Origin of the sequence: Pseudomonas sp. GM25, assembly GCF_000282255.1 — a bacterium.
Taxonomy (GTDB): domain Bacteria; phylum Pseudomonadota; class Gammaproteobacteria; order Pseudomonadales; family Pseudomonadaceae; genus Aquipseudomonas; species Aquipseudomonas aphyarum.
This window is the reverse complement of record NZ_AKJQ01000015.1, coordinates 38211-58402: the sequence shown is the minus strand read 5'-3', so window position 1 is coordinate 58402 and position 20192 is coordinate 38211. Positions and strand designations below refer to the sequence as shown.

Annotated in this window: 19 protein-coding genes; 8 read left to right on the top strand and 11 right to left on the bottom strand. The window is 62.3% G+C overall.

Annotated elements, in window-relative coordinates; all coding sequences use genetic code 11:
* Nucleotides 1-2: 2 nt before the first annotated feature.
* From lpoB to PMI24_RS05960, 4 genes are all read right to left on the bottom strand, one after another.
* Nucleotides 3-590 (bottom strand): penicillin-binding protein activator LpoB, encoded by a 588-nt coding sequence (lpoB, locus tag PMI24_RS05975; RefSeq protein ID WP_007951848.1) that lies wholly within the window; start codon nt 588-590, stop codon nt 3-5.
* Between the two features lie 36 nt (nt 591-626).
* Nucleotides 627-1001 (bottom strand): YcfL family protein, encoded by a 375-nt coding sequence (locus tag PMI24_RS05970; protein ID WP_007951846.1) that lies wholly within the window; start codon nt 999-1001, stop codon nt 627-629.
* A gap of 15 nt (nt 1002-1016) precedes the next feature.
* Nucleotides 1017-2411, bottom strand: a complete 1395-nt coding sequence (locus PMI24_RS05965; RefSeq protein WP_007951845.1) for a COG3014 family protein — start codon at nt 2409-2411, stop codon at nt 1017-1019.
* A 206-nt stretch (nt 2412-2617) separates the two neighbouring features.
* Nucleotides 2618-4018, bottom strand: coding sequence for a COG3014 family protein (locus PMI24_RS05960; protein ID WP_007951844.1), 1401 nt, complete (start codon nt 4016-4018; stop codon nt 2618-2620).
* Nucleotides 4019-4217: 199 nt separating this feature from the next.
* Here PMI24_RS05960 and PMI24_RS05955 point away from each other — a divergent pair, with 199 nt between their 5' ends.
* From PMI24_RS05955 to PMI24_RS05940, 4 genes are all read left to right on the top strand, one after another.
* Nucleotides 4218-4931, top strand: a complete 714-nt coding sequence (locus PMI24_RS05955; RefSeq protein WP_007951843.1) for a cysteine hydrolase family protein — start codon at nt 4218-4220, stop codon at nt 4929-4931.
* An 8-nt stretch (nt 4932-4939) separates the two neighbouring features.
* The gene (locus PMI24_RS05950) at nt 4940-5839 is read left to right on the top strand and encodes a LysR family transcriptional regulator (RefSeq protein WP_007951842.1); all 900 of its coding nucleotides are present in this window, start codon (nt 4940-4942) and stop codon (nt 5837-5839) included.
* Nucleotides 5840-5925: 86 nt separating this feature from the next.
* Nucleotides 5926-7821 carry an FTR1 family protein gene (locus PMI24_RS05945; RefSeq protein WP_007951841.1) on the top strand — a complete coding sequence of 632 codons (1896 nt, stop codon included), beginning with the start codon at nt 5926-5928 and terminating at the stop codon, nt 7819-7821.
* A gap of 4 nt (nt 7822-7825) precedes the next feature.
* Nucleotides 7826-8281, top strand: a complete 456-nt coding sequence (locus PMI24_RS05940; protein ID WP_045121670.1) for a YaiI/YqxD family protein — start codon at nt 7826-7828, stop codon at nt 8279-8281.
* Nucleotides 8282-8433: 152 nt separating this feature from the next.
* On the opposite strand, the gene elbB is transcribed toward PMI24_RS05940, so the two are convergent.
* The gene (gene elbB, locus PMI24_RS05935) at nt 8434-9102 is read right to left on the bottom strand and encodes an isoprenoid biosynthesis glyoxalase ElbB (RefSeq protein ID WP_007951839.1); all 669 of its coding nucleotides are present in this window, start codon (nt 9100-9102) and stop codon (nt 8434-8436) included.
* A gap of 116 nt (nt 9103-9218) precedes the next feature.
* On the opposite strand from elbB, the gene PMI24_RS05930 reads away from it, so the two are divergent.
* Nucleotides 9219-10454 (top strand): sterol desaturase family protein, encoded by a 1236-nt coding sequence (locus PMI24_RS05930; protein ID WP_007951838.1) that lies wholly within the window; start codon nt 9219-9221, stop codon nt 10452-10454.
* Here PMI24_RS05930 and PMI24_RS05925 read toward each other — a convergent pair.
* The gene (locus tag PMI24_RS05925) at nt 10435-11091 is read right to left on the bottom strand and encodes a DedA family protein (protein ID WP_007951837.1); all 657 of its coding nucleotides are present in this window, start codon (nt 11089-11091) and stop codon (nt 10435-10437) included. The two genes, PMI24_RS05930 and PMI24_RS05925, sit on opposite strands and share 20 nt — an antisense overlap.
* Nucleotides 11092-11299: 208 nt before the next feature.
* Here PMI24_RS05925 and hemB point away from each other — a divergent pair, with 208 nt between their 5' ends.
* Both hemB and ppk1 read left to right on the top strand, forming a co-directional pair.
* Nucleotides 11300-12313, top strand: coding sequence for a porphobilinogen synthase (gene hemB, locus PMI24_RS05920; protein ID WP_007951836.1), 1014 nt, complete (start codon nt 11300-11302; stop codon nt 12311-12313).
* Nucleotides 12314-12331: 18 nt separating this feature from the next.
* Nucleotides 12332-14557 carry a polyphosphate kinase 1 gene (gene ppk1, locus PMI24_RS05915; RefSeq protein ID WP_007951835.1) on the top strand — a complete coding sequence of 742 codons (2226 nt, stop codon included), beginning with the start codon at nt 12332-12334 and terminating at the stop codon, nt 14555-14557.
* Nucleotides 14558-14623: 66 nt separating this feature from the next.
* Here ppk1 and ppx read toward each other — a convergent pair whose 3' ends face one another.
* The 5 genes from ppx to PMI24_RS05890 all read right to left on the bottom strand — a co-directional run bounded on the left by ppx (nt 14624) and on the right by PMI24_RS05890 (nt 19193).
* A complete protein-coding gene (ppx, locus tag PMI24_RS05910; protein ID WP_007951834.1) occupies nt 14624-16126 on the bottom strand; it encodes an exopolyphosphatase in 1503 nt (500 codons plus the stop codon).
* A gap of 208 nt (nt 16127-16334) precedes the next feature.
* On the bottom strand, nt 16335-17072 hold the full coding sequence (locus PMI24_RS05905; RefSeq protein ID WP_007951833.1) for an amino acid ABC transporter ATP-binding protein: 738 nt from the start codon (nt 17070-17072) through the stop codon (nt 16335-16337).
* Complete coding sequence (locus tag PMI24_RS05900) at nt 17059-17709, bottom strand: amino acid ABC transporter permease (RefSeq protein WP_007951832.1); 651 nt, start codon at nt 17707-17709, stop codon at nt 17059-17061. The genes PMI24_RS05905 and PMI24_RS05900 overlap by 14 nt, the downstream gene beginning before the upstream one ends.
* Nucleotides 17706-18386, bottom strand: a complete 681-nt coding sequence (locus PMI24_RS05895) for an amino acid ABC transporter permease (RefSeq protein ID WP_007951831.1) — start codon at nt 18384-18386, stop codon at nt 17706-17708. The genes PMI24_RS05900 and PMI24_RS05895 overlap by 4 nt, the downstream gene beginning before the upstream one ends.
* A 21-nt stretch (nt 18387-18407) precedes the next feature.
* Nucleotides 18408-19193, bottom strand: coding sequence for a transporter substrate-binding domain-containing protein (locus PMI24_RS05890; RefSeq protein ID WP_007951830.1), 786 nt, complete (start codon nt 19191-19193; stop codon nt 18408-18410).
* A gap of 256 nt (nt 19194-19449) precedes the next feature.
* On the opposite strand from PMI24_RS05890, the gene PMI24_RS05885 reads away from it, so the two are divergent.
* A complete protein-coding gene (locus PMI24_RS05885) occupies nt 19450-20157 on the top strand; it encodes a FadR/GntR family transcriptional regulator (RefSeq protein ID WP_007951828.1) in 708 nt (235 codons plus the stop codon).
* Nucleotides 20158-20192: the final 35 nt, after the last annotated feature.

Genomic DNA, 20192 nt, shown 5'->3' with positions numbered 1-20192 from the left:
GATTAACGCTCCGTGGTTTTGCGGATCTCTTTCTCGTCCATCCACTCGGCCAGACCGCTTTCAACGTCGATCAGTTGCAGGCTGAATTTGTAGAAGACGTCCTTGTAGTCGCTGCTGCGCTTGACGATCGAGCTGATCGAACCTTCAAGACGGTATTTGGCGGCGATCATGTTGCCAGTCTTGGCCACGGTGCTCTTCTTGTACAGGCCGCTCTGGTTTTGCAGCTTGAGCTGGTCGACCTGGCTCTGCATCGCGGTGTTGTCGCTGGCGAAACGGGCGGTGCCGGACTTCATCAGCTGGGTCTTGATGCTGGTGGTGATTTCGCGGGTGTCGATGTATTCGCTGGTCTTGTTCTTCACGTCGTAGACCTGCACCACAGGGCGACCCTGCAGAATGCCGGACTGGGCCAGGGAACGGGTCATCGACTCGGCGATCATCTGCAGGTCGGTCGAACCGAACTCGTTGGTCACGGTTTCAACGGCCTTGGTGTCGCCGTAGCTGATGTTCTTGCTGCCCAGGGTCGGCGAAGTGTTGGCGCAACCGGAGGCCAGCAGGGCGAGGACGGCGATGAAGGAAAAGCGTGCAAACATGGGAATGCTCTCTGAATCGGGAATAGGGTGTCGGGCTTAAGGCGTCTTGAGTTCCAGACGGAAATCCACGGCTTTCGGCGTCGGGGCGATGCCCTGGATGAAGCTGGTCTGGGCGCCGTACATCATCTGGCTCTTCCAGACTTCTTCTTCGGCGACCGGGAAACCTTCCGGCCCGAGCCAGGCGAAACGGTAGTAGAACGTCTTGTTGCTGTTGAGGGTGTTGCTCAACTGCACGTTGACGGTCATGAAGCCGTTTTCACGGGCCACGCGCATCGCGCCGACCACGATGTGTTTCTGCGGGCCCATGGCCACGACCTTGCTCGCGGCGCTGCCCGGCTCCGGTGGTGGCGGGGTGGCGCAACCGCTCGCCAAAAGGGCGAGGGCGGCGACGGCGATGAGTTTGAAGCGCATGCAAAGACTCCGTTCTTAAGGTTGTTTGAGGCTGGCCACGGCGGTGGCGCCAGCGCTCGGGGTCACGTGGGCGGCGAGGCCTGCGGCGAACACCTGATTACCGACGGCGCGCAGGGTGATCACCTGATAACGCTGATCGACGGTGACCTTGACCTGAGAACCACCGACCGCGCTCGGCAGAGTGACTTGGTGCTCGCCTTTCTTCAAGCGCAGACGTACCACTTGTGTGGTGTCCGGCAGGGTACGCCACGTACGGGTATCGGCACCTTCGAGCACAGCTGAAGAAATACCGACCGCCAGGCCCGCCAGCGGGTTGGTTTCGTTGATCTTCTTCTGCGCCACACCTTTGGTGATCGCACGCACGGTGGTGCGCAGGATGATCCCCGGCATGTCATCGCGCAGGGCGCGGCGGGACATGGCGGTGGTGCTGTTCAGTGCGGTCAGGTCGACCTGTTGGCCATCGACACCGATCTGCGCGAATGGCGCGGTGGAGGTGTCAGGCTTGATGATCGGGAACGACAGCGGAGTGATTACTACGTTGTTGGAGATCGGCAGCGGCAGTGGCACGCGGATCGAATCGCGGGCCGGCGCCAGACCGCTTTGCACCACGATCAGGATGTCGCTGTCGTCGCTCTTGACCGGCTTGTCGAGATTGACCAGCGCTTGCTCCAGCAGGGGAGTGTTCGGGCGCAGCTCGGCAGCTTTGCGATAGCCCGGCGCAGCGAGGTCTTTCTCGCCCAGGGCTTCATAGACGAAACCGGCCAGGTAATGGCTGAACGCACTCTGGTAGCTGTTTTTCAGGCCGACAACTTCCGGGGCGTCGAGGCTGGCGACCGGGTAGCCCTGCAAGTCCTTGTATTCGGTCTTGATGCCTTCTTTCTCGGCTTCCTCTTCGCTCTTGAGGTATTCCTTGTCGCGCAGGTCGGCGATCACCGCTTCACGTTCGTGAGTCTTCTTGATCGCGGTGCGGGCGCCGTCGAAATCGTTGACCGCCAGCAGGTTCAGGGCCATCTGCGTGGTCAGCATGACTTTTTCGTAGTCGTAGCCTTCGTAGCGGCGGACCTTGTCGTTGACCAGGAAACTGCCGAACTGGGCCAGGTACTTGTCAGTGTCGAGCTTGACCGAGTCTTCCCACTTGCCCACCACCTGGTCGGCGCTGGTCCAGGCATTCTGGCTGCCGGACAGATCGCCCTTGGCGCGCAGCAGCTCACCCTTCTCGAAGTAATAGAGCAGGTCCTTGTCCGGGCCGGTGTTGTTTTTTTCCAGCAGGGTCAGGGCGGCGTCGACGTTGCCGGTGGCCAGTTGCTGGTTGGTCTGGGCCAGTTCGGAGTCGTAGTTGCGAAACGCCGAACAGCCGGACAGCAGGGTGACAGCGCTGAGCGCGATCAGAGTGGGAGCGCGGAATGCCATGGGGTACTTCTTCCATGAGTAGCGACAGCCTCGGGTGCGGGTCGGGCTGCTGGGACCGATCGGCAGTGGCGCTGGCCTCCTGCCAATTCCTCATAACAAGAGGAGCTTTAATGCCGCATCGCGATAGCGCGGGCGCGGCATTATAAGCGGGCGGTGCTGGCTATGTAATAGCTTTTTAATTGCACCGGTTAGTTAGGTGCCATTACTTATTTCAGGCCGGATACCACGCGGCTTTCCGGCGATGTGGAGGCCTGGAAAGCGCTGCCGTTGGCATAGATTCTGTCGCCCAGGGCGCGCAGGCCGATGATCTGACGATCCTGATCGATGCGGATTTTCAGCGGTGCGACACCGGGTGCGGTAGGCAGATTGATCATGTGCTCGCCTTTCTTCAGCCGCAGGCGCACTACCTGGGTGAGGTTGGGCAGGGTGCGCCAGGTGCGGGTGTCTGCGTGCTCGAATCCATCGTAATGGGTCACATAGGACGCCTTGGCCGGGTTGCGCCGATTGTCGGTGCCCTGGACGTCTGCCGCCAGGAACGCGCGATACGTGGTGCGCTGGATGATCCCGGGCATGTCGTCACGCAGAGTGCGCAAGGACATGTCGGTAATGTTGTTGACCGTGATCAGCTTCTTTGGACGACCGTCGAGGCTGATCTGATTGAAGGGTGGGGTGGACGTGTCGGGCACCATCACCGGAAACGACACATTGGCCACGATCACCTGACCGTCCTCAAGCTTCACCGGATACGGCACTCGCACCGAACTGCGAGCCGGCGCCAGCCCGCTTTGCACGATGATCAGCACATCGCTTTCGCCCGCCTTGAGCCCGGGGCTGTCGAGGTCATGCAATGCCTGTTGGAAGAACGGCATGTCAGGACGCAGTTCTATGGCCTGACGGTAACCGGGTGCGGCCAGATCCTTTTCACCCAGGGCTTCATAAGTGAAGCCGGCCAGATAGTGGCTGAACGCACTTTGATAGCCGTTCTTCAGAGCGATGACCGCCGGCGAGTCCAGCATGACCACCGGGTAACCTTGCAGATCCTTGTAATGAACGCGCGCGCCCTGGGCCTTGGCGGCATTTTCAATGCGCTCGTATTCCAGTTCTCGTTGCCGGGCGATCAGGGTTTCGCGCTCGTGGGTTTTCTTGATGTCCGCACGGGCACCGTCGAAATCATTCACGGCCAACTGGTTCAGGGCCATCTGCGTGGTCAGCATGACCTTTTCATAGTCGTAACCATCGTAGCGACGAATCTTGTCGTTGATGATGCTGCCCCATTGATTGCCCAGGGCGGACAGCAACTTGTCGCCGGTGGTTTCTATGGTGTCCTGACGCTGGATCACCATCTGTTCGGCGCTGCGCCAGGCGACCTGACTTTGCGGCAACTCCCCGGCAGCGCTGAGTACCGCGCCTTTCTCGAAGTAATACAGCAGGTCTTTTTCTTCATCCGGGTTATGCGCCTCGATCAGGGCCAGCGCACCGTTGGTGTCGCCCGCTTTCAACTGATCGGTGGTCTGTTGCAGTTCCAGATCGTAATTGCGGTAGGCCCCGCAACCGCTCAACTGCAAGACGATGCTGAACAACAGGGAAAACAGCAGGCAATGGCGCATGGCGAGGGGTTCTTCCTTGAACAGAAGGGCGGCTGAAGTGGCGCATTATAGTGGGAGATGATGGCTAATTGCCGGGCAGATTTTTTCACATGGTCTGTGCAAAAGTTGCACAGATCATGTGCCAATACTGCCGTGGTCAGGCCGTTTGCGGATTCCTAGACTTGGCCCGACTTACACGCCTCTCTACAGGAACCGCGCCATGACTCTCTCGCAAACGTATCGCTGCAGCTCAGTTTTCAGAATCCTGTTCGCCAGTCTTGGTCTCGCTGCGGTCAGCAGTGCGATGGCCAGTACTGCACCGGATGCTCATCCAACCATTCGTGCAATATCCGGCGCGGCGCCGATCGAGCGCCTTGATCCGAAAACTACCGCGCTGGTGGTGATCGATTTCCAGAACGAGTACTTCAGCGGGCGTCTGCCGATTCCCGACGGCATCGCGGCCATGAACAAGGCCCGTGAGCTGATCCGCTTTGCCGATCAGGCGAAGATGCCGGTGTTCCAGGTCCAGCATGTCGCGCCCGCTGGCTCGCCGGTGTTTGCGCAGGGTGGCGAGGCCGTGAAGTTTCATCCGCTGATGCAGCCAAGGGCGCAGGATCATGTGCTGCAAAAGTCTACGGTCAGCGTGTTCGCCAGCACCGACCTTGATCGGCAGCTCAAGCAGGCCGGCATCAAGACCGTGATTTTCGCCGGGCTGATGACCCACGCCTGCGTTGCCGGCGGCGCCCGGGACGCTGCGCCGTTGGGCTATCAGGTCGTGGTAGCATCCGATGCTTCGGCGACCCGGGCGATCACCCGCGTCAACGGCGACACCGTCGACAAGGACAGCCTGCACCGCGCGGCGCTGGCCGAAATCGAAGACACCTTCGGTGACGTCATGACCACGCAGCAGATCGTTCGCCTGCCACTCGACTGAGGGCTTCGATGAATCAGCTGTTGGCCATGCGCGCGTTCCGTTGCATCGTCGAGTGTCGCGGTTTCACTGCCGCCGCCGAGCGGCTCGACACCACGCATTCGACGATCTCCCGCCAGCTCCAGCAACTGGAGGCGGAGCTCGGTACGCGCCTGATCAACCGCAACACCCGGCGCTTCAGCCTGACCACGGCGGGGCAGCAGTATTACGCAGCGTGCGTGGACATTCTCGATCGCCTGGATCAGGCCGCGCTGGCGGTCGGGCAGGCCCGTGAAACCCCCAGTGGACTGTTGCGCATCAGCGCGCCGGTGGTGATCGGCACGCTGGAACTGGCGAGCTGGCTGCCGGCGTTTCAGCAACGCTATCCCGAGGTTGAGGTCGATCTGTCCTGCGATGACCGTTTTGTCGACCTGATCGCCGAAGGCTTCGACGTCGCGCTGCGTATCTGCGGGCCGCTGGCGGATTCATCCCTGGTGGCGCGTCTGCTGACGGTGTCCGAGCTGGTGCTGGTGGCATCGCCAACCTACGTCGCGCGACACGGTTTGGTGCGCCAGGTCAGTGAACTGGCCGACCATCAATTGCTCGCGTTCGCTGGCGGTGGCGACTGGTCGCTGATCGATGCGCGCGGGCTGGCGACAGCGGTGCGCGCTCAGGGGCGGTTCAAGGTTGATTCGATCAGCTCGCTGCATGCGGCGGCACTGGCCGGTGTCGGGATTGCCGCGTTCACCCGGGCCACGGTGCAGGACGATCTGTTGCATGGCCGGCTGGTGCAGATCCTGCCCAACTACAGCCTCGGCCAGCGGCATTACTACGCGCTCTATCCCCACGCCCGGCATGTGGCGCTAAAGGTACAGGTGTTCGTCGAATTCATGGTCGAGCACTACCGCAAGACGAGTGCACCCTTGCGCTAAAACCCGTCGGGCCGCCAAGAAAGCTTGAGGGAAACGCGCTCGACGTGAACAATATGTAACTTCGCATTTCCATTTGAGACTCATTCATGACTGCCGCGTCCCGATTTCTGGCCTGGCTGGTGTTCCCGTTGTGCGCCCTGAGCAGCTTCAATCTGCTGGCCGACACCGTGGAAGGCGCGCCGCAAGCGCTGCACCTGCTCGATTACATCAGCGCCGATTACCCGCCAACGGTAGCGGCAGGCAAAGTCATTGATGACGGCGAATACCGCGAGCAGCTGGAATTCACCCAGGTGCTGCAAGGGCTGATCGCCGGCCTGCCGGCCAAGCTTGAGAAAGCGGCGCTGGAGCAGGGCGTCACCGCCTTGCACGCCGCGATCACGGCGAAACAGGACGGCGCGGACGTGGCCCGTCAGGCCCGGCAACTGGGCGCGAAACTGGCGGTGGCCTATGAAGTCAGCCAGGCCCCGATCATCACGCCTGACCCGACCCGTGGTGCGCCGCTGTACGCGCAAAACTGCTCGGTGTGCCACGGCGACACCGGTGCCGGCGACGGCCCGGCGGGTCTCGGCATGACGCCGGCGCCGGCCAATCTGCGCGACGCTGCGCGGATGGATCACCTGAGCCTGTACGCGATCTACAGCACTCTCGGCCAAGGCGTCGAAGGCACTGACATGCCAGCCTTCGCCGATCAGTTGGATGATCGTCAGCGTTGGGATCTGGCGACCTACATCGCGCAGTTCAGCGCCGATCCGGCCACGGCCAAATCCGACAAGACCTACAACATTGCCGATCTGGCCCGCCAGACCCCGGCCGAAGTGCAGGCCGCCGAAGGCGCTGAAGCCGCCGCGATCTTCCGTGTACAACGGGCGCAGCCGCCGCAGGTCAAACGCGGCCCGGCGCAGTTGCTCGACTACACTGCCGCAACTTTGGACAAGAGCCTGGCGGCATACCGCGCCGGTGAACACGATCAAGCCTATGACCTGTCGGTGGCGGCGTATCTGGAAGGCTTCGAACTGGTCGAAAGCTCGCTGGACAACGTCGACGCCAACGTGCGCAAGGACACCGAAAAATCCCTGATGGCTTATCGGCAATCGCTGCAGGATGGTTTGCCGGTGGAGCAGGCCGAGCAGCGTCTGGACGCGGCCAAGGCCAAACTCAAGGAATCCGCCGGCCTGTTGGGAAGCGATGGTCTGAGCTGGTCGCTGAGCTACATCTCCGGTTTGCTGATTCTGTTGCGCGAAGGTCTGGAAGCGATTCTGGTGCTGGCGGCGATCCTCGCGTTCCTGCGCAACACCGGCCAGCAATCGGCGGTGCGCAGCGTCAACGTCGGCTGGGGGCTGGCGCTGCTCGCCGGCCTCGGCACCTGGGCGCTGGCGGCGTATGTGATCGATGTCAGCGGCTCCCAGCGTGAACTGTTGGAAGGCGCCACGGCGCTGTTCGCCAGCGTCATGGTGTTGTGGCTTGGGGTGTGGATGCACGACCGTCGGCACGCGGCGGCCTGGCAGGATTACATCAAGCAGAGCCTGGTGGGTGGAGGCGGGCGTTTCGGTTTCGCGATCCTGGCGTTCTTCTCGGTGTACCGCGAGCTGTTCGAAGTGATCCTGTTCTACGAGACCCTGTGGCTGCAGGCCGGTCCCGCCGGGCACAACGCGGTACTTGCCGGCGGTGCGACGGCGCTGGTGCTGCTGTTCGGTCTGGCGTGGGTGATCCTGCGTGGCTCGGCGAAACTGCCGCTGACGCTGTTCTTCAGCATCAACGCAGCGCTGCTGTGCGCGTTGTCGGTGGTGTTCGCCGGCCACGGCGTGAAGGCGTTGCAGGAAGCCGGGATCTTCGGCACCCGGCCGGTGGCGTTCTTCGATTTCGACTGGCTGGGGATTCACGCCGATGCGTACTCGCTGACGGCGCAGGCCGTGGCGATTGCGGCGATTATCGTGCTGTACGGTCGCAGTTGGGTGGCTGAAAAGCGCCGAGTGGCGGCTTGAGATGATGCGCGTATGGATCGATGCCGACGCCTGCCCGAAGATGGCCAAGGAGCTGGTGGTCAAGTTCGCCCTCAAGCGCCGCTTCGAAGTGGTGATGGTGGCGGGGCAGCCGCAGAGCAAACCGGCGCTGGCGATCGTCAAGCTGATCGTGGTGCCGAGCGGCCCGGATGCGGCGGATGATTACCTGGTGGAACACGCGGTGCCGGGCGAACTGGTGATCTGCAGCGACATCCCGCTGGCCGACCGGCTGGTGAAGAAGGGTGTGGCGGCGCTGGACCCGCGAGGCAAGGAGTTCGACGCGCAGAACATGGGTGAACGGCTGGCTACACGCAACCTGTTCACCGACCTGCGTGAACAGGGCCAGGTCAGCGGTGGTCCGGCGGCGTTTGGCGACCGCGAGAAGCAGGCGTTCGCCAATGCGCTGGACCGGATCCTGACGCGGCTGGCGCGCCAGGTTTGATCGTCACCCGCAGCGCTTGATCGTTCCCACGCTCTGCGTGGGAATGCAGCCTTGGACGCTCCGCGTCTGATCTGTATCCGCGGTGAGGCTGGGACGCGGAGCGTCCCGAGAGGCATTCCCACGCAGAGCGTGGGAACGATCACGGTCTCCGGTCAGGCGTCGTTTTCGTGAGTCAGTTCCAACACCCGATCCACCAGCTTGTTGATCCCTGAAGCCGCCTCACTGATCGTCTGCGCCAGCATGTACGCCGGGGTGGTCACCAGTTTGCGCGCCTTGTCTTCGATGATGTCGGTCACCGCGCAGTCTTCGTGGGTGGCGCCCATCTTGTTCATGGCGGCGGCCGTGTCGGCGTCGTTGCCGATGGTGCAGGTCACGCCCGGGCCGTAGATCTTCGCGGCCAGCGCCGGCGAAATGCAGATCAGGCCAACAGGCTTGCCCGCTTCGGCAAAGGCTTCGGCCAGCGCCAGCACTTGCGGCTGCACGGTGCAGCCGGCGCCTTCGATGGCGAAGTTCGACAGGTTCTTCGCCGCACCAAAACCGCCGGGCACGATCAGCGCATCGAAGTCCTCGACATCGGCCTCACGCAGATCCTTGACGTTGCCCCGGGCGATGCGTGCCGATTCCACCAGCACGTTGCGCGATTCGGGCATTTCTTCGCCGGTCAGGTGGTTGATCACATGCAATTGCGCGATGTTCGGGGCGAAGCACTGCACCTGGGCGCCGCGCTGGTCGAGGCGCAGCAGGGTGATGACGCTCTCGTGGATCTCGGCGCCGTCGTACACGCCGCAACCGGACAGGATCACTGCAACTTTTTTGCTCATGGGTTTCTCTCCAGATTCATGGCGTTAAATGTCCACTAATTTGTCGTTCGTTGCCATAGGGTCTAGCCGCGGCTACACCTAGGATCTGTCCACACGGATCTCGATCAGGGCGCGTCATGAACTTCATTTTGTATGCGGTGCCTTTTTTCTTCGTATTGATGGCGGCGGAGCTCATCGCCGACCGCTGGCGCGGGGTGAGCAACTATCGCCTGGCCGATGCGGTGAACAGCATCAGCACCGGGGTGTTGTCGACCACCACCGGCCTGTTGACCAAGGGTGTGGGCCTGGTGACCTATGCGTTTGCCCTGGAGCATCTGGCGCTGGTCAGGTTGCCGGCGGACAGTGTCTGGGTCTGGGTGTTTGCCTTTGTCCTCTATGACTTCTGCTATTACTGGCTGCATCGCATGGGCCATGAACGCAACATCCTCTGGGCCGCGCATTCGGTGCATCACCAGAGCGAGGACTACAACCTTTCCACGGCCTTGCGCCAGACCAGCACCGGGTTTCTGCTGGGCTGGATTTTCTACCTGCCGATGGCCGTGCTCGGGGTGCCGCTGCTGGTGTTCGTCAGTGTCGCGGCGCTGAATCTGCTGTATCAGTTCTGGGTCCACACCCGGCACATTCCCAAGCTTGGCTGGTTCGAATGGTGCTTCGTCACGCCGTCCAATCATCGGGCCCACCATGCACAGAACGCTCTCTACATGGATCGCAACTACGGCGGGGTGTTCATTATTTGGGACCGTCTGTTCGGCTCGTTCCAGGAAGAGGACGACAACGAGCCGGTGGTTTTCGGCGTGACCACGCCGCTGGCGAGCTGGAATCCGTTGTGGGCGAACCTGCAGTTCTACGCGCAGCTATGGGATGACGCGCGCCGGGCCGAGCGCACGTGGGACAAGATCCGGATCTGGTTCATGCGCACCGGCTGGCGTCCGGCGGATGTCGCGGCGAAGTATCCGATGAGCAAGCCGGACCTGAGTCAGTTCCGCAAATTCGAGGTGCCGCTGGACAGTCGTCAGCAGTGGTATGTGGGGTTGCAGTTCGGCGTTTATGTGGCGCTGGGCAGTTATCTGCTGAATCTGGAACGCAGTCTGCCCACCGGCGCATTGCTGCTCGGCTGGGGCGCGGTGGCGTTCGGTTTGTTCGTGTTGGGCGTGGCCCTGGAGAATCGCCCGTGGGCGGGGAGGCTGGAAGTGCTGCGGCTGGCATCGAACCTGCCGCTGGTGTGGCTGGCGCCGCTGGTCGGACTCTGGTCGGCCAGCCCGGGAATGTGGGTCGGCCTGCTCAGTTACAGCCTGCTCAGCGGCATCGGGCTGTATTGCTGCCGCCAGCGACTTACTCGGCTGGCGTCTTAGGGTCGGCGGTCTTGGCCATTTCGGCTTTGTGCCGTTCGGCCTTGGCCAGTTGCTCGGCCTGTTCTTCCTCGTAGACCTTTTTCGCCAGCCGGGCATTCTTGAACCGGCGGCGCAGCCACAGGCCCAGGCCAAGCACCAGCAGCGCGCCCAGTACCCACAATTCATACTTCTTGATGCTGCCGAGCATGCCTTCGAGCATGGCGCCGAAGTGGTAGGCGGCAGCGGCCAGGGCGGTGGCCCAGATCGCGGCGCCGATACCGTTGAGCAGCAGATAGCGTCCCGGCGGATAGCCCGACAGGCCGATTGCCACCGGCATCACCGTGCGCAGGCCGTACACGAAGCGAAAGCTCAGGACCCAGATGTCCGGGTGCTTGCGGATGTGTTCCAGCGCGCGGTCGCCCATCATCTGCCAGCGCGGTTTGCGCGCCAGCAATTTGCGCCCGTGCTTGCGGCCCAGGAAGTACCACAGCTGATCGCCGGCATAGCTGCCGAAGAACGCCACGACCACCACCAGTTTGATGTCCATGTATTCACGGAACGCGAGGAAGCCCGCGAGCACCAGGATGGTTTCGCCTTCGAAAAACGTGCCGAGAAACAGGGCAAAGTAGCCGAAGTCATGCAGAAATTGTTGGAGCATTGTCTGGGTGCTGGCGAAATGAACGCGCAGCCTAACCCTTCGGACACATTCAGGAAAGTGTCGAAATGTGTCTCGACGTGAACATTTCCTACACGGACAATGGAAAGCGACTACCTGTCGCAGGGGTGCACATAACTGTAATACGTTGGTCATAATGGCCATCTATAACTGTCACGCTCGCCCGTTTGCGCGGGCTCAGGAGTCTGCCGTGAGCTTTACCCCAGCCAACCGTCTGTTCCCTGCCACCCGCCTGCGTCGCAATCGCCGTGATGATTTTTCCCGGCGGCTGGTGCGTGAGAATGTGTTGACGGTCGATGACCTGATCCTGCCGGTGTTCGTGCTCGACGGTGAAAACCGCCGCGAAGCCGTGGCCTCGATGCCGGGTGTCGAGCGCCTGACCATCGACCTGCTGCTTGAAGAAGCCGCCAAATGGGTCGAACTGGGGATCCCGGCGCTGGCGCTGTTCCCGGTCACGCCACCTGAACTCAAATCCCTCGATGCCGCCGAAGCCTGGAATCCCGAAGGTATCGCCCAGCGCGCCACCCGTGCCCTGCGTGACCGATTCCCCGAGCTCGGCGTGATCACCGACGTCGCCCTCGACCCGTTCACCACCCACGGTCAGGACGGCATTCTCGATGAAGAAGGCTATGTGCAGAACGACATCACCGTCGATGCACTGGTCAAACAGGCCTTGTCTCACGCCGCTGCGGGCGCCCAGGTGGTTGCCCCGTCGGACATGATGGACGGCCGCATTCAGGCGATCCGCGAAGCGCTGGAGCTGGCCGGTCACGTCAACGTGCGGATCATGGCCTACTCGGCCAAGTACGCGAGCGCCTATTACGGCCCGTTCCGCGACGCCGTGGGTTCGGCCGCGAACCTGGGCAAGGCGAACAAGGCTTCCTACCAGATGGACCCGGCCAACAGCGACGAAGCGCTGCACGAAGTGGGCGCAGACTTGTCTGAAGGCGCGGACATGGTCATGGTCAAACCCGGCATGCCGTACCTGGACATTTTGTTCCGGGTAAAAGATGCCTTCAAAGTGCCGACCTTCGTCTATCAGGTTAGCGGCGAATACGCCATGCACATGGCGGCGATCCAGAATGGCTGGTTGAGCGAAGGCGTGATCCTCGAATCCCTGACCGCCTTTAAACGTGCCGGCGCTGATGGCATCCTGACTTACTTTGCTGTCCGTGCCGCTCAATTGTTACGAGAGCAGAAATAGCCCTCCCAGGAACATTCGATGAATACCGAAGGACTCACTGAAGTTGCCGTAAAAGAAGCTCAACCCGTGGTCGAGCAGATTACCGAAACCCCGCCGGAACTGGAGCCTGCGCCACCCGCGCCGGCAACCGAGCCCGCCGCGGCGGTTCCGGCGATCGCGATTCCCGGCCTGGATGACAGCAGCCTGTACATCCACCGTGAATTGTCGCAACTGCAGTTCAACATCCGCGTGCTGGAACAGGCGCTGGACGAGTCCTACCCGTTGCTGGAGCGGCTGAAGTTCCTGCTGATCTTCTCCAGCAACCTCGACGAATTCTTTGAAATCCGCGTCGCCGGCCTCAAGAAACAGATCACCTTCGCCCGTGAACAGGCCGGCGCCGACGGCCTGCAACCGCATCAGGCCCTGGCCCGCATCAGCGAGCTGGTGCACGGTCATGTAGACCGCCAGTACGCGATCCTCAACGACATCCTGCTGCCGGAGCTGGAAAAGCATCAGGTGCGCTTCATCCGTCGTCGCAACTGGACGACCAAGCTCAAGACCTGGGTGCGCCGCTATTTCCGCGACGAGATCGCGCCGATCATCACCCCGATCGGCCTCGACCCGACGCACCCGTTCCCGTTGCTGGTGAACAAGAGCCTGAACTTCATCGTCGAGCTCGAAGGTATCGACGCCTTCGGCCGCGATTCCGGTCTGGCGATCATCCCGGCGCCGCGTCTGCTGCCGCGGATCATCAAGGTGCCGGAAGAAGTCGGCGGCCCTGGCGACAACTATGTGTTCCTGTCGTCGATGATCCACGCCCACGCCGATGACCTGTTCCAGGGCATGAAGGTAAAAGGCTGCTACCAGTTCCGTCTGACCCGAAACGCCGACCTCGCGCTCGATTCCGAAGACGTCGAAGACCTCGCCCGCGCCCTGCGTGGCGAGCTGTTCTCCCGTCGTTACGGTGACGCCGTACGCCTGGAAGTCGCCGACACCTGCCCGAAACACCTGTCGGACTACCTGCTCAAGCAGTTCAACCTGAGCGAGACCGAGCTGTATCAGGTCAACGGCCCGGTGAACCTGACGCGTCTGTTCAGCATCACCGGTCTGGACAGCCATCCGGAGCTGCAATACACGCCGTTCACCCCGCAGATTCCGAAACTGCTGCAAAACAGCGAGAACATTTTCAGCGTGATCAGCAAGCAGGACATCCTGCTGCTGCACCCGTTCGAGTCGTTCACCCCGGTGGTCGACCTGCTGCGTCAGGCCGCCAAGGACCCGCACGTTCTGGCCGTGCGCCAGACCCTGTACCGCTCCGGCGCCAATTCGGAAATCGTCGATGCGCTGGTGGACGCCGCGCGTAACGGCAAGGAAGTGACGGCGGTCATTGAGCTGCGTGCGCGCTTCGACGAAGAGTCCAACCTGCAACTGGCCAGCCGTCTGCAAGCGGCGGGCGCGGTGGTGATCTACGGCGTGGTCGGTTTCAAGACCCACGCCAAGATGATGCTGATCCTGCGCCGCGAGGCCGGCGAGATCGTGCGTTACGCGCACCTCGGCACCGGTAACTACCACGCCGGCAACGCTCGTCTGTACACCGACTACAGCCTGCTGACGTCCGACGACGCCTTGTGCGAAGACGTCGGCAAACTGTTCAGCCAGTTGATCGGCATGGGCAAGACGCTGCGCATGAAGAAGCTGCTGCATGCGCCGTTCACCCTGAAGAAGGGCATGCTCGACATGATCCTGCGCGAGACCCAATTCGCGCTCGACGGCAAGCCGGCGCACATCATCGCCAAGTTCAACTCGCTGACCGATCCGAAGATCATCCGCGCGCTGTACAAGGCCAGCCAGTCCGGCGTGCGCATCGATCTGGTGGTGCGCGGCATGTGCTGCCTGCGTCCGGGCATCGCCGGGGTTTCGCACAACATCCACGTGCGCTCGATCATCGGCCGCTTCCTTGAACACACCCGAGTGTTCTACTTCCTCAACGGTGGCGAGGAGCAGATGTTCCTGTCCAGCGCCGATTGGATGGAGCGCAACCTCGACAAGCGCGTCGAGACTTGCTTCCCGGTGGAAGGCAAGAAGCTGCTGACCCGGGTCAAGAAAGAGCTGGAGCTGTACCTGACCGACAACACCCACAGCTGGAGCCTGCAATCGGATGGTCGTTACATCCGCAACACGCCGACCGGCAACCAGAACCCGCGCAGTGCGCAGGCGACGTTGCTGGAGCGATTGGGCAGCCCGATTTTGCCGGTCAGCAGCTGACCGCAGGTTTCAAAGCCATAAAAAAGGCGATCCATCCGGATCGCCTTTTTTGTGCCTGCCCGTTACTCAATGCACGGTCAGGACAATCCCCACCCGCGTCAGCCACTCCGCCTCAAGCCCGAAATCCGCCTGGGTCAGCTGGTTTTCATCCAGCCAGTTCTCCGGGAATTCCACGTCGAGGTTGCTGCCGTTGGCATGCAGTGCCACTTGCGGCATCGCCTGGGTGCCACGGATGTGGTGGAACAGGATGGCGAAGCGCAGCAACACGCACAGGCGGATCAGCTTGTCGCCCTCTTCGCCGAACTCGGCAAACTTGTCCTTGGGGATGTTGCGGCGGTGGCCGCGCACCAGCAGGGCGAGCATTTGCTGGTCTTCGCGGGAGAAGCCGGCGAGGTCCGAGTGCTCGATCAGGTAAGCGCCATGCTTGTGGTAGTGATAGTGAGCGATGTCGAGCCCGACTTCGTGCACTTTCGCCGCCCAGCCCAGCAGTTCGCGCCAGATGCCGTCGTCCAGCTCCCAGTCCACGGCCACTTGATCAAACGCGTGCAAGGCTTTGCGCTCGACCCGTGCAGCCTGTTCGAGGTCGACGTGGTAGCGCTCCATCAGCGAGGTCAGGGTGCGTTCGCGCACGTCTTCGTGGTGATGGCGGCCCAGCAGGTCATACAGCACGCCTTCACGCAGCGCGCCTTCGCAGTGATCCATGCGTTGCAGCTCGAGGGCGTCGAAGATCGCTTCGAGAATCGCCAGACCGGCCGGGAAGATCGCCCGACGGTCCGGCTTGATGCCTTCGAAATCGATCTTGTCGACATCGCCGAGCTTGAACAGGCGGCGCTTGAGCCATGCCAGACCTTCGGCATTCACTTCGCCGGTGCCGTGACCGCCGGCCTTCAGCGCCAGGCCGATGGCGCGGATGGTGCCCGAGGAGCCGATGGCCTCATCCCAGGTCAGGCGGTGCAGGGCGTGTTCGATGCTCATGATTTCCAGCCGCGCCGCCGTGTACGCCTGGGCGTAGCGGGCCGGGGTGATCTTGCCGTCCTTGAAATAGCGCTGGGTGAAACTCACGCAGCCCATTTGCAGGCTTTCGCGCAGCAGCGGTTCGAAACGCTGGCCGATGATGAATTCGGTACTGCCGCCGCCGATGTCGGCGACCAGGCGTTTGCCCGGGGTGTCGGCGAGGGTGTGGGACACGCCGAGGTAGATCAGGCGGGCCTCTTCACGGCCGGAGATGACTTCCACCGGATGGCCGAGGATTTCTTCGGCGCGGCGGATGAATTCGCCACGGTTGCGCGCCTCGCGCAGGGCGTTGGTGCCGACGATCCGCACGGCGCCCAGCGGCATGCCGTTGATCAGTTGGGCAAAGCGCTTGAGGCAGTCGAGCCCGCGCTGCATGGATTCTTCGTTGAGCTGGCGCTCATCGTCGATGCCGGCGGCCAGCTGAACCTTTTCACCGAGCCGTTCGAGAATACGGATTTCGCCGTTCTGGGCCTTGGCCACGACCATATGGAAGCTGTTGGAGCCCAGGTCGATCGCGGCGATCAGGGACAGATTCTTGGCTTGGGATTGGGGCATGGTCAGGGGGTCTCGGTCGATAACCCCGACATCGTGCCACGATCAAACGCTGCCGCCAACGCGCATGGTTCAAACCCTTGATTCAGCGCATAAAGTCTCAAGACCGCGGCGCGGCCAATCGCGAGCAAGCTCGCTCCCACAGGGGTGCGCGTTCCTTTGTGGGAGCGAGCTTGCTCGCGAATGCGTCCGTCAGGCCCCCGCAGAGCCCTCAGGCAGTCGCTTCGACAGTGCCAATGAAATTCGCCAGCTCCGGCGTCTGCGGATCGGCAAACAGCACTTTCGGATCCCCCACCTCGTGCACCTTGCCCTGATGCATGAACACCAGCTTGTCCCCGACCTCCCGGGCGAAGCGCATTTCGTGGGTGACCATGATCAGCGTCATGCCTTCTTTCGCGAGCTGGCGGACCACGCTGAGCACTTCGTTGACCAGTTCGGGGTCCAGCGCCGAGGTGATCTCGTCGCACAGCAACACCTTCGGCGACATTGCCAGCGCCCGGGCAATCGCCACGCGCTGTTGCTGGCCGCCCGAGAGGCGTTCCGGGAACGCATCGAACTTTTCACCCAGGCCGACGCGCTCCAGCATCTGCCGCGCCAGTTCTTGCGCCCTGGCCTTGGGCACTTTCTGCACCACCTGCGGCGCGAGCATCACGTTCTCGCCGACGGTCAGGTGCGGAAACAGGTTGAACTGCTGAAACACCATCCCGACTTTCTGCCGCAGGCTGCGCAGATCGGCGCGGGCGGCGTCGAGGTATTCGCCATCGACTTCGATCACGCCGTCGTTGATCGACTCCAGGCCGTTGAGGGTGCGCAGCAGGGTGGATTTGCCCGAGCCGCTGCGGCCGATGATCGCCACTACCTGGCCTTCCTCGACGCTCAGGTCGATGCCTTTGAGCACGTGGTGATCGCCGTAGTATTTATGCAGGGCGGAAATTCTAAGCAGAGGCATGCAGTCTCCTTTCCAGGTAGCGCGCACTGAGGGACAGGGGGTAGCAGAGCAGGAAGTAGCCCAAGGCGACGAGGCCGTAGACCATGAACGGTTCGAAGGTGGCGTTGGCGAGCATCCCGCCGGTCTTGGTCAGCTCGGTGAAGCCGATGATCGAAGTCACGGCGGTGCCCTTGACCACTTGCACCGAGAAACCCACGGTCGGCGCCACGGCGATGCGCAGCGCTTGCGGCAGGATCACGTAGCGCAGTTGCTCCAGCGGATTCAGCGCCAGGCTCGACGAAGCTTCCCACTGACCATTGGGAATCGCCTCCACGCAGCCGCGCCAGATCTCCGCCAGGTAGGCGCTGGTGAACAGCGTCAGGGCAATCGCCGCCGCCATCCACGGCGAAATCTCCACCCCGGCCAGCGCCACGCCGAAGAACACCAGAAACAGCTGCATCAACAGCGGGGTGCCCTGGAACAGTTCGATCCAGGTGCGGGCGATGCTGCTGGGCAGCGGGTTTTTCGAGATGCGCATGATCAGGATCAGCAACCCGACGATCCCGCCGCCGATGAACGCCACCAGCGACAGCGCCAGCGTCCATTGCAGGCCGGTCAGCAGGTTGCGCAGGATGTCCCAGAACGTGAAGTCGCTCATTGGCTGCTCCTTGCACTGCTTTTCGACAGGTAGCGCCGGCCGAGCCAGTTCAGCAACTGACGGATCAGCAGCGCCATGCACAGATAAATGAGGGTGGTCAGGGCGTAGGTTTCAAAAGCGCGGAAGTTGCGCGACTGAATAAAGTTGGCGGCGAAGCTCAATTCTTCGGTGGCAATCTGCGAACACACTGCCGACCCGAGCATGACGATGATGATCTGACTGCTAAGCGCCGGCCAGACCTTGCCCAGCGCAGGCAGCAGTACCACGTGGCGGAACGCTTCGAAACGGCTCATTGCCAATGCCGCTGCGGCTTCCAGCTGCCCGCGCGGAATCGCCTGGATCCCGGCGCGGATGATCTCGGTCGAGTACGCGCCGAGGTTGATCACCATCGCCAGCACCGCCGCCTGCCACTCGGAAATCTGCACGCCGAGGGACGGCAGGCCGAAGAAGATGAAGAACAGTTGCACGAGGAATGGCGTGTTGCGGATCAACTCCACATAAACGCCGAAGATCGTCGAGAACGGGCGGATGTTCCAGGCCCGCACCAACGCCCCGATGATGCCCACGCCAACCCCGAGCAGCGCGCCGATGGCCGTCAGCTCAAGGGTGAACAGCGCCCCGCGCAGCAGCAGGTCGGTGTTTTCCACCACCGGCAAGAAATCGAACTGATAGGCCATGAAAGTCTCCCGCGTCGCCGGTCAGAGGTCGGCCGGCAGCGGCTCTTTGAGCCAGGTCAGCGCGTTCTTTTCCAGCGCGCCGTCAGCCTTGGCGGTGGCCAGGATCTCGTTGACCTTGCCCAGCAGCGCCGGCTCGTTCTTGTTCACGCCGACGTAGACCGGCGAGTCCTTGAGCTTCACTTTCAGCGCGGGGACGCGTTTCGGGTTCTTTTCACTGATCGCGACCATCACCACGTTGCCGCTGGCGATCAGGTCGACCTGGCCTGCGAGGTAGGCGGCGATGGTCGAGTTGTTGTCTTCGAAGCGTTTGATGGTCACGCCTTCGGGGGCGACCTTGGTCAACTCGATGTCTTCGATGGCGCCCCGGGTGACGCTGATGGTCTTGCCCTTGAGGTCGTCGAGGGTGCTGACCGCGGCGTCCGGCGGGCCGAATACGGCGAGGTAAAACGGTGCGTAGGCGCGGGAGAAATCGATGACCTTCTCGCGCTCGGGGTTCTTGCCGAGGCTGGAAATCACCAGGTCGACCTTGCCGGTGGTGAGGAACGGGATGCGGTTGGTGCTGTTGACCGGGGTCAGTTCGAGTTTGACCTTGAGCTGCTCGGCCAGCAGTTTCGCGGTGTCGATATCGAGGCCGCGCGGCTTCATGTCCGGGCCGACCGAACCGAACGGCGGAAAGTCCTGGGGCACGGCGACTTTCAAAGTGCCGCGTTTGACCACGTCCTCCAGACCGTCGGCATGGGCGGGGGCCTGGCTCAACATCAGACCGGCAAACAGGGCGGCGAGGAGGGCGCTGTAACGCTTCGTCATGGACAATCTCCGGATCGGCGGGAAGTGAATTCTGCGATCGGACAGAGCATGGGCCGTGCCAAGACTGAGGTTCGGCCCCGCAAAGCCACGGGTTTAGCGGGTTTGTTCGGTCTTACTGGTCTGAACAGTCAGGTCGGGTTTCGCACTGCGATAGCGCATCGATGCGCACCGTCGAACCCCGCTGGGGCACGACTTGCCTGATGCCTCGAATAGCTTTACAACTGGCCGCACCTTGGCCTGGTCCGTCTGGAAAACCATGAACTCGATCTCCCGCGCCGTACCCGAAGTGGCGCTGCAAGCGATCCGCAAACTGATTACCGAGCAGGGCTTCGGCCCCGGCGATGCGCTGCCTTCGCAACGGGATCTGGCGGTTCAGCTGGGTGTCAGTCGCGCGTCATTGCGTGAGGCGTTGTCGTCCTTGAGCGCGCTGGGTGTGGTCAGCATCCAGCCGGGCAAAGGTGTGTTCGTGCAGGCACCGGTGGAATTGCCGCGCGGTGAGGGCGCACCGGCCTGGCCGTTTGCAGCCCAGGCGTCGCCGCTGGAAATCTTTCAGTTGCGCTACGCGCTGGAAGGGTTCGCGGCCGGATTGGCGGCGGTGACGCTGAGCACGTTTGATCTGGACGAACTGGAAGACAACGTCGCAGCCATGCGCGAGCAACTGCGCGCCGGCGATTTCGAGGCAGCGGCGAAACTGGATTTCGAATTCCACCGGCGAATCCTGCTGGCCAGCGGCAATCAGGCGATGCTGAGCATCCTAACCGCCAGCGCCGACATCTTTCTGGAGAGCCAGAAACTACCGTTCATCCGCGCCGAACGGGCCATGGAAACCTGGCAGGAACACCGCAAGATCCTCCGCGCCCTGGCTCGCCGGGCCTCCGCCGCCGCGCAGAAGGCCATGCAGGAACACGTGCGCAACGCGGCCCTGCGCACCGGAATTTCCTTCATCGCCCCCGCCAGCGCGTGACTTGAGCTATACCCAAACTCATCGAGTGCCATAGC

Bases quoted from the DNA above. Each gene is read 5' to 3' on its own strand.
- lpoB (WP_007951848.1), bottom strand. From the start codon at position 590: ATGTTTGCACGCTTTTCCTTCATCGCCGTCCTCGCCCTGCTGGCCTCC.
- PMI24_RS05970 (WP_007951846.1), bottom strand. From the start codon at position 1,001: ATGCGCTTCAAACTCATCGCCGTCGCCGCCCTCGCCCTTTTGGCGAGC.
- PMI24_RS05965 (WP_007951845.1), bottom strand. From the start codon at position 2,411: ATGGCATTCCGCGCTCCCACTCTGATCGCGCTCAGCGCTGTCACCCTG.
- PMI24_RS05960 (WP_007951844.1), bottom strand. From the start codon at position 4,018: ATGCGCCATTGCCTGCTGTTTTCCCTGTTGTTCAGCATCGTCTTGCAG.
- PMI24_RS05955 (WP_007951843.1), top strand. From the start codon at position 4,218: ATGACTCTCTCGCAAACGTATCGCTGCAGCTCAGTTTTCAGAATCCTG.
- PMI24_RS05950 (WP_007951842.1), top strand. From the start codon at position 4,940: ATGAATCAGCTGTTGGCCATGCGCGCGTTCCGTTGCATCGTCGAGTGT.
- PMI24_RS05945 (WP_007951841.1), top strand. From the start codon at position 5,926: ATGACTGCCGCGTCCCGATTTCTGGCCTGGCTGGTGTTCCCGTTGTGC.
- PMI24_RS05940 (WP_045121670.1), top strand. From the start codon at position 7,826: ATGCGCGTATGGATCGATGCCGACGCCTGCCCGAAGATGGCCAAGGAG.
- elbB (WP_007951839.1), bottom strand. From the start codon at position 9,102: ATGAGCAAAAAAGTTGCAGTGATCCTGTCCGGTTGCGGCGTGTACGAC.
- PMI24_RS05930 (WP_007951838.1), top strand. From the start codon at position 9,219: ATGAACTTCATTTTGTATGCGGTGCCTTTTTTCTTCGTATTGATGGCG.
- PMI24_RS05925 (WP_007951837.1), bottom strand. From the start codon at position 11,091: ATGCTCCAACAATTTCTGCATGACTTCGGCTACTTTGCCCTGTTTCTC.
- ppk1 (WP_007951835.1), top strand. From the start codon at position 12,332: ATGAATACCGAAGGACTCACTGAAGTTGCCGTAAAAGAAGCTCAACCC.
- ppx (WP_007951834.1), bottom strand. From the start codon at position 16,126: ATGCCCCAATCCCAAGCCAAGAATCTGTCCCTGATCGCCGCGATCGAC.
- PMI24_RS05905 (WP_007951833.1), bottom strand. From the start codon at position 17,072: ATGCCTCTGCTTAGAATTTCCGCCCTGCATAAATACTACGGCGATCAC.
- PMI24_RS05900 (WP_007951832.1), bottom strand. From the start codon at position 17,709: ATGAGCGACTTCACGTTCTGGGACATCCTGCGCAACCTGCTGACCGGC.
- PMI24_RS05895 (WP_007951831.1), bottom strand. From the start codon at position 18,386: ATGGCCTATCAGTTCGATTTCTTGCCGGTGGTGGAAAACACCGACCTG.
- PMI24_RS05890 (WP_007951830.1), bottom strand. From the start codon at position 19,193: ATGACGAAGCGTTACAGCGCCCTCCTCGCCGCCCTGTTTGCCGGTCTG.
- PMI24_RS05885 (WP_007951828.1), top strand. From the start codon at position 19,450: ATGAACTCGATCTCCCGCGCCGTACCCGAAGTGGCGCTGCAAGCGATC.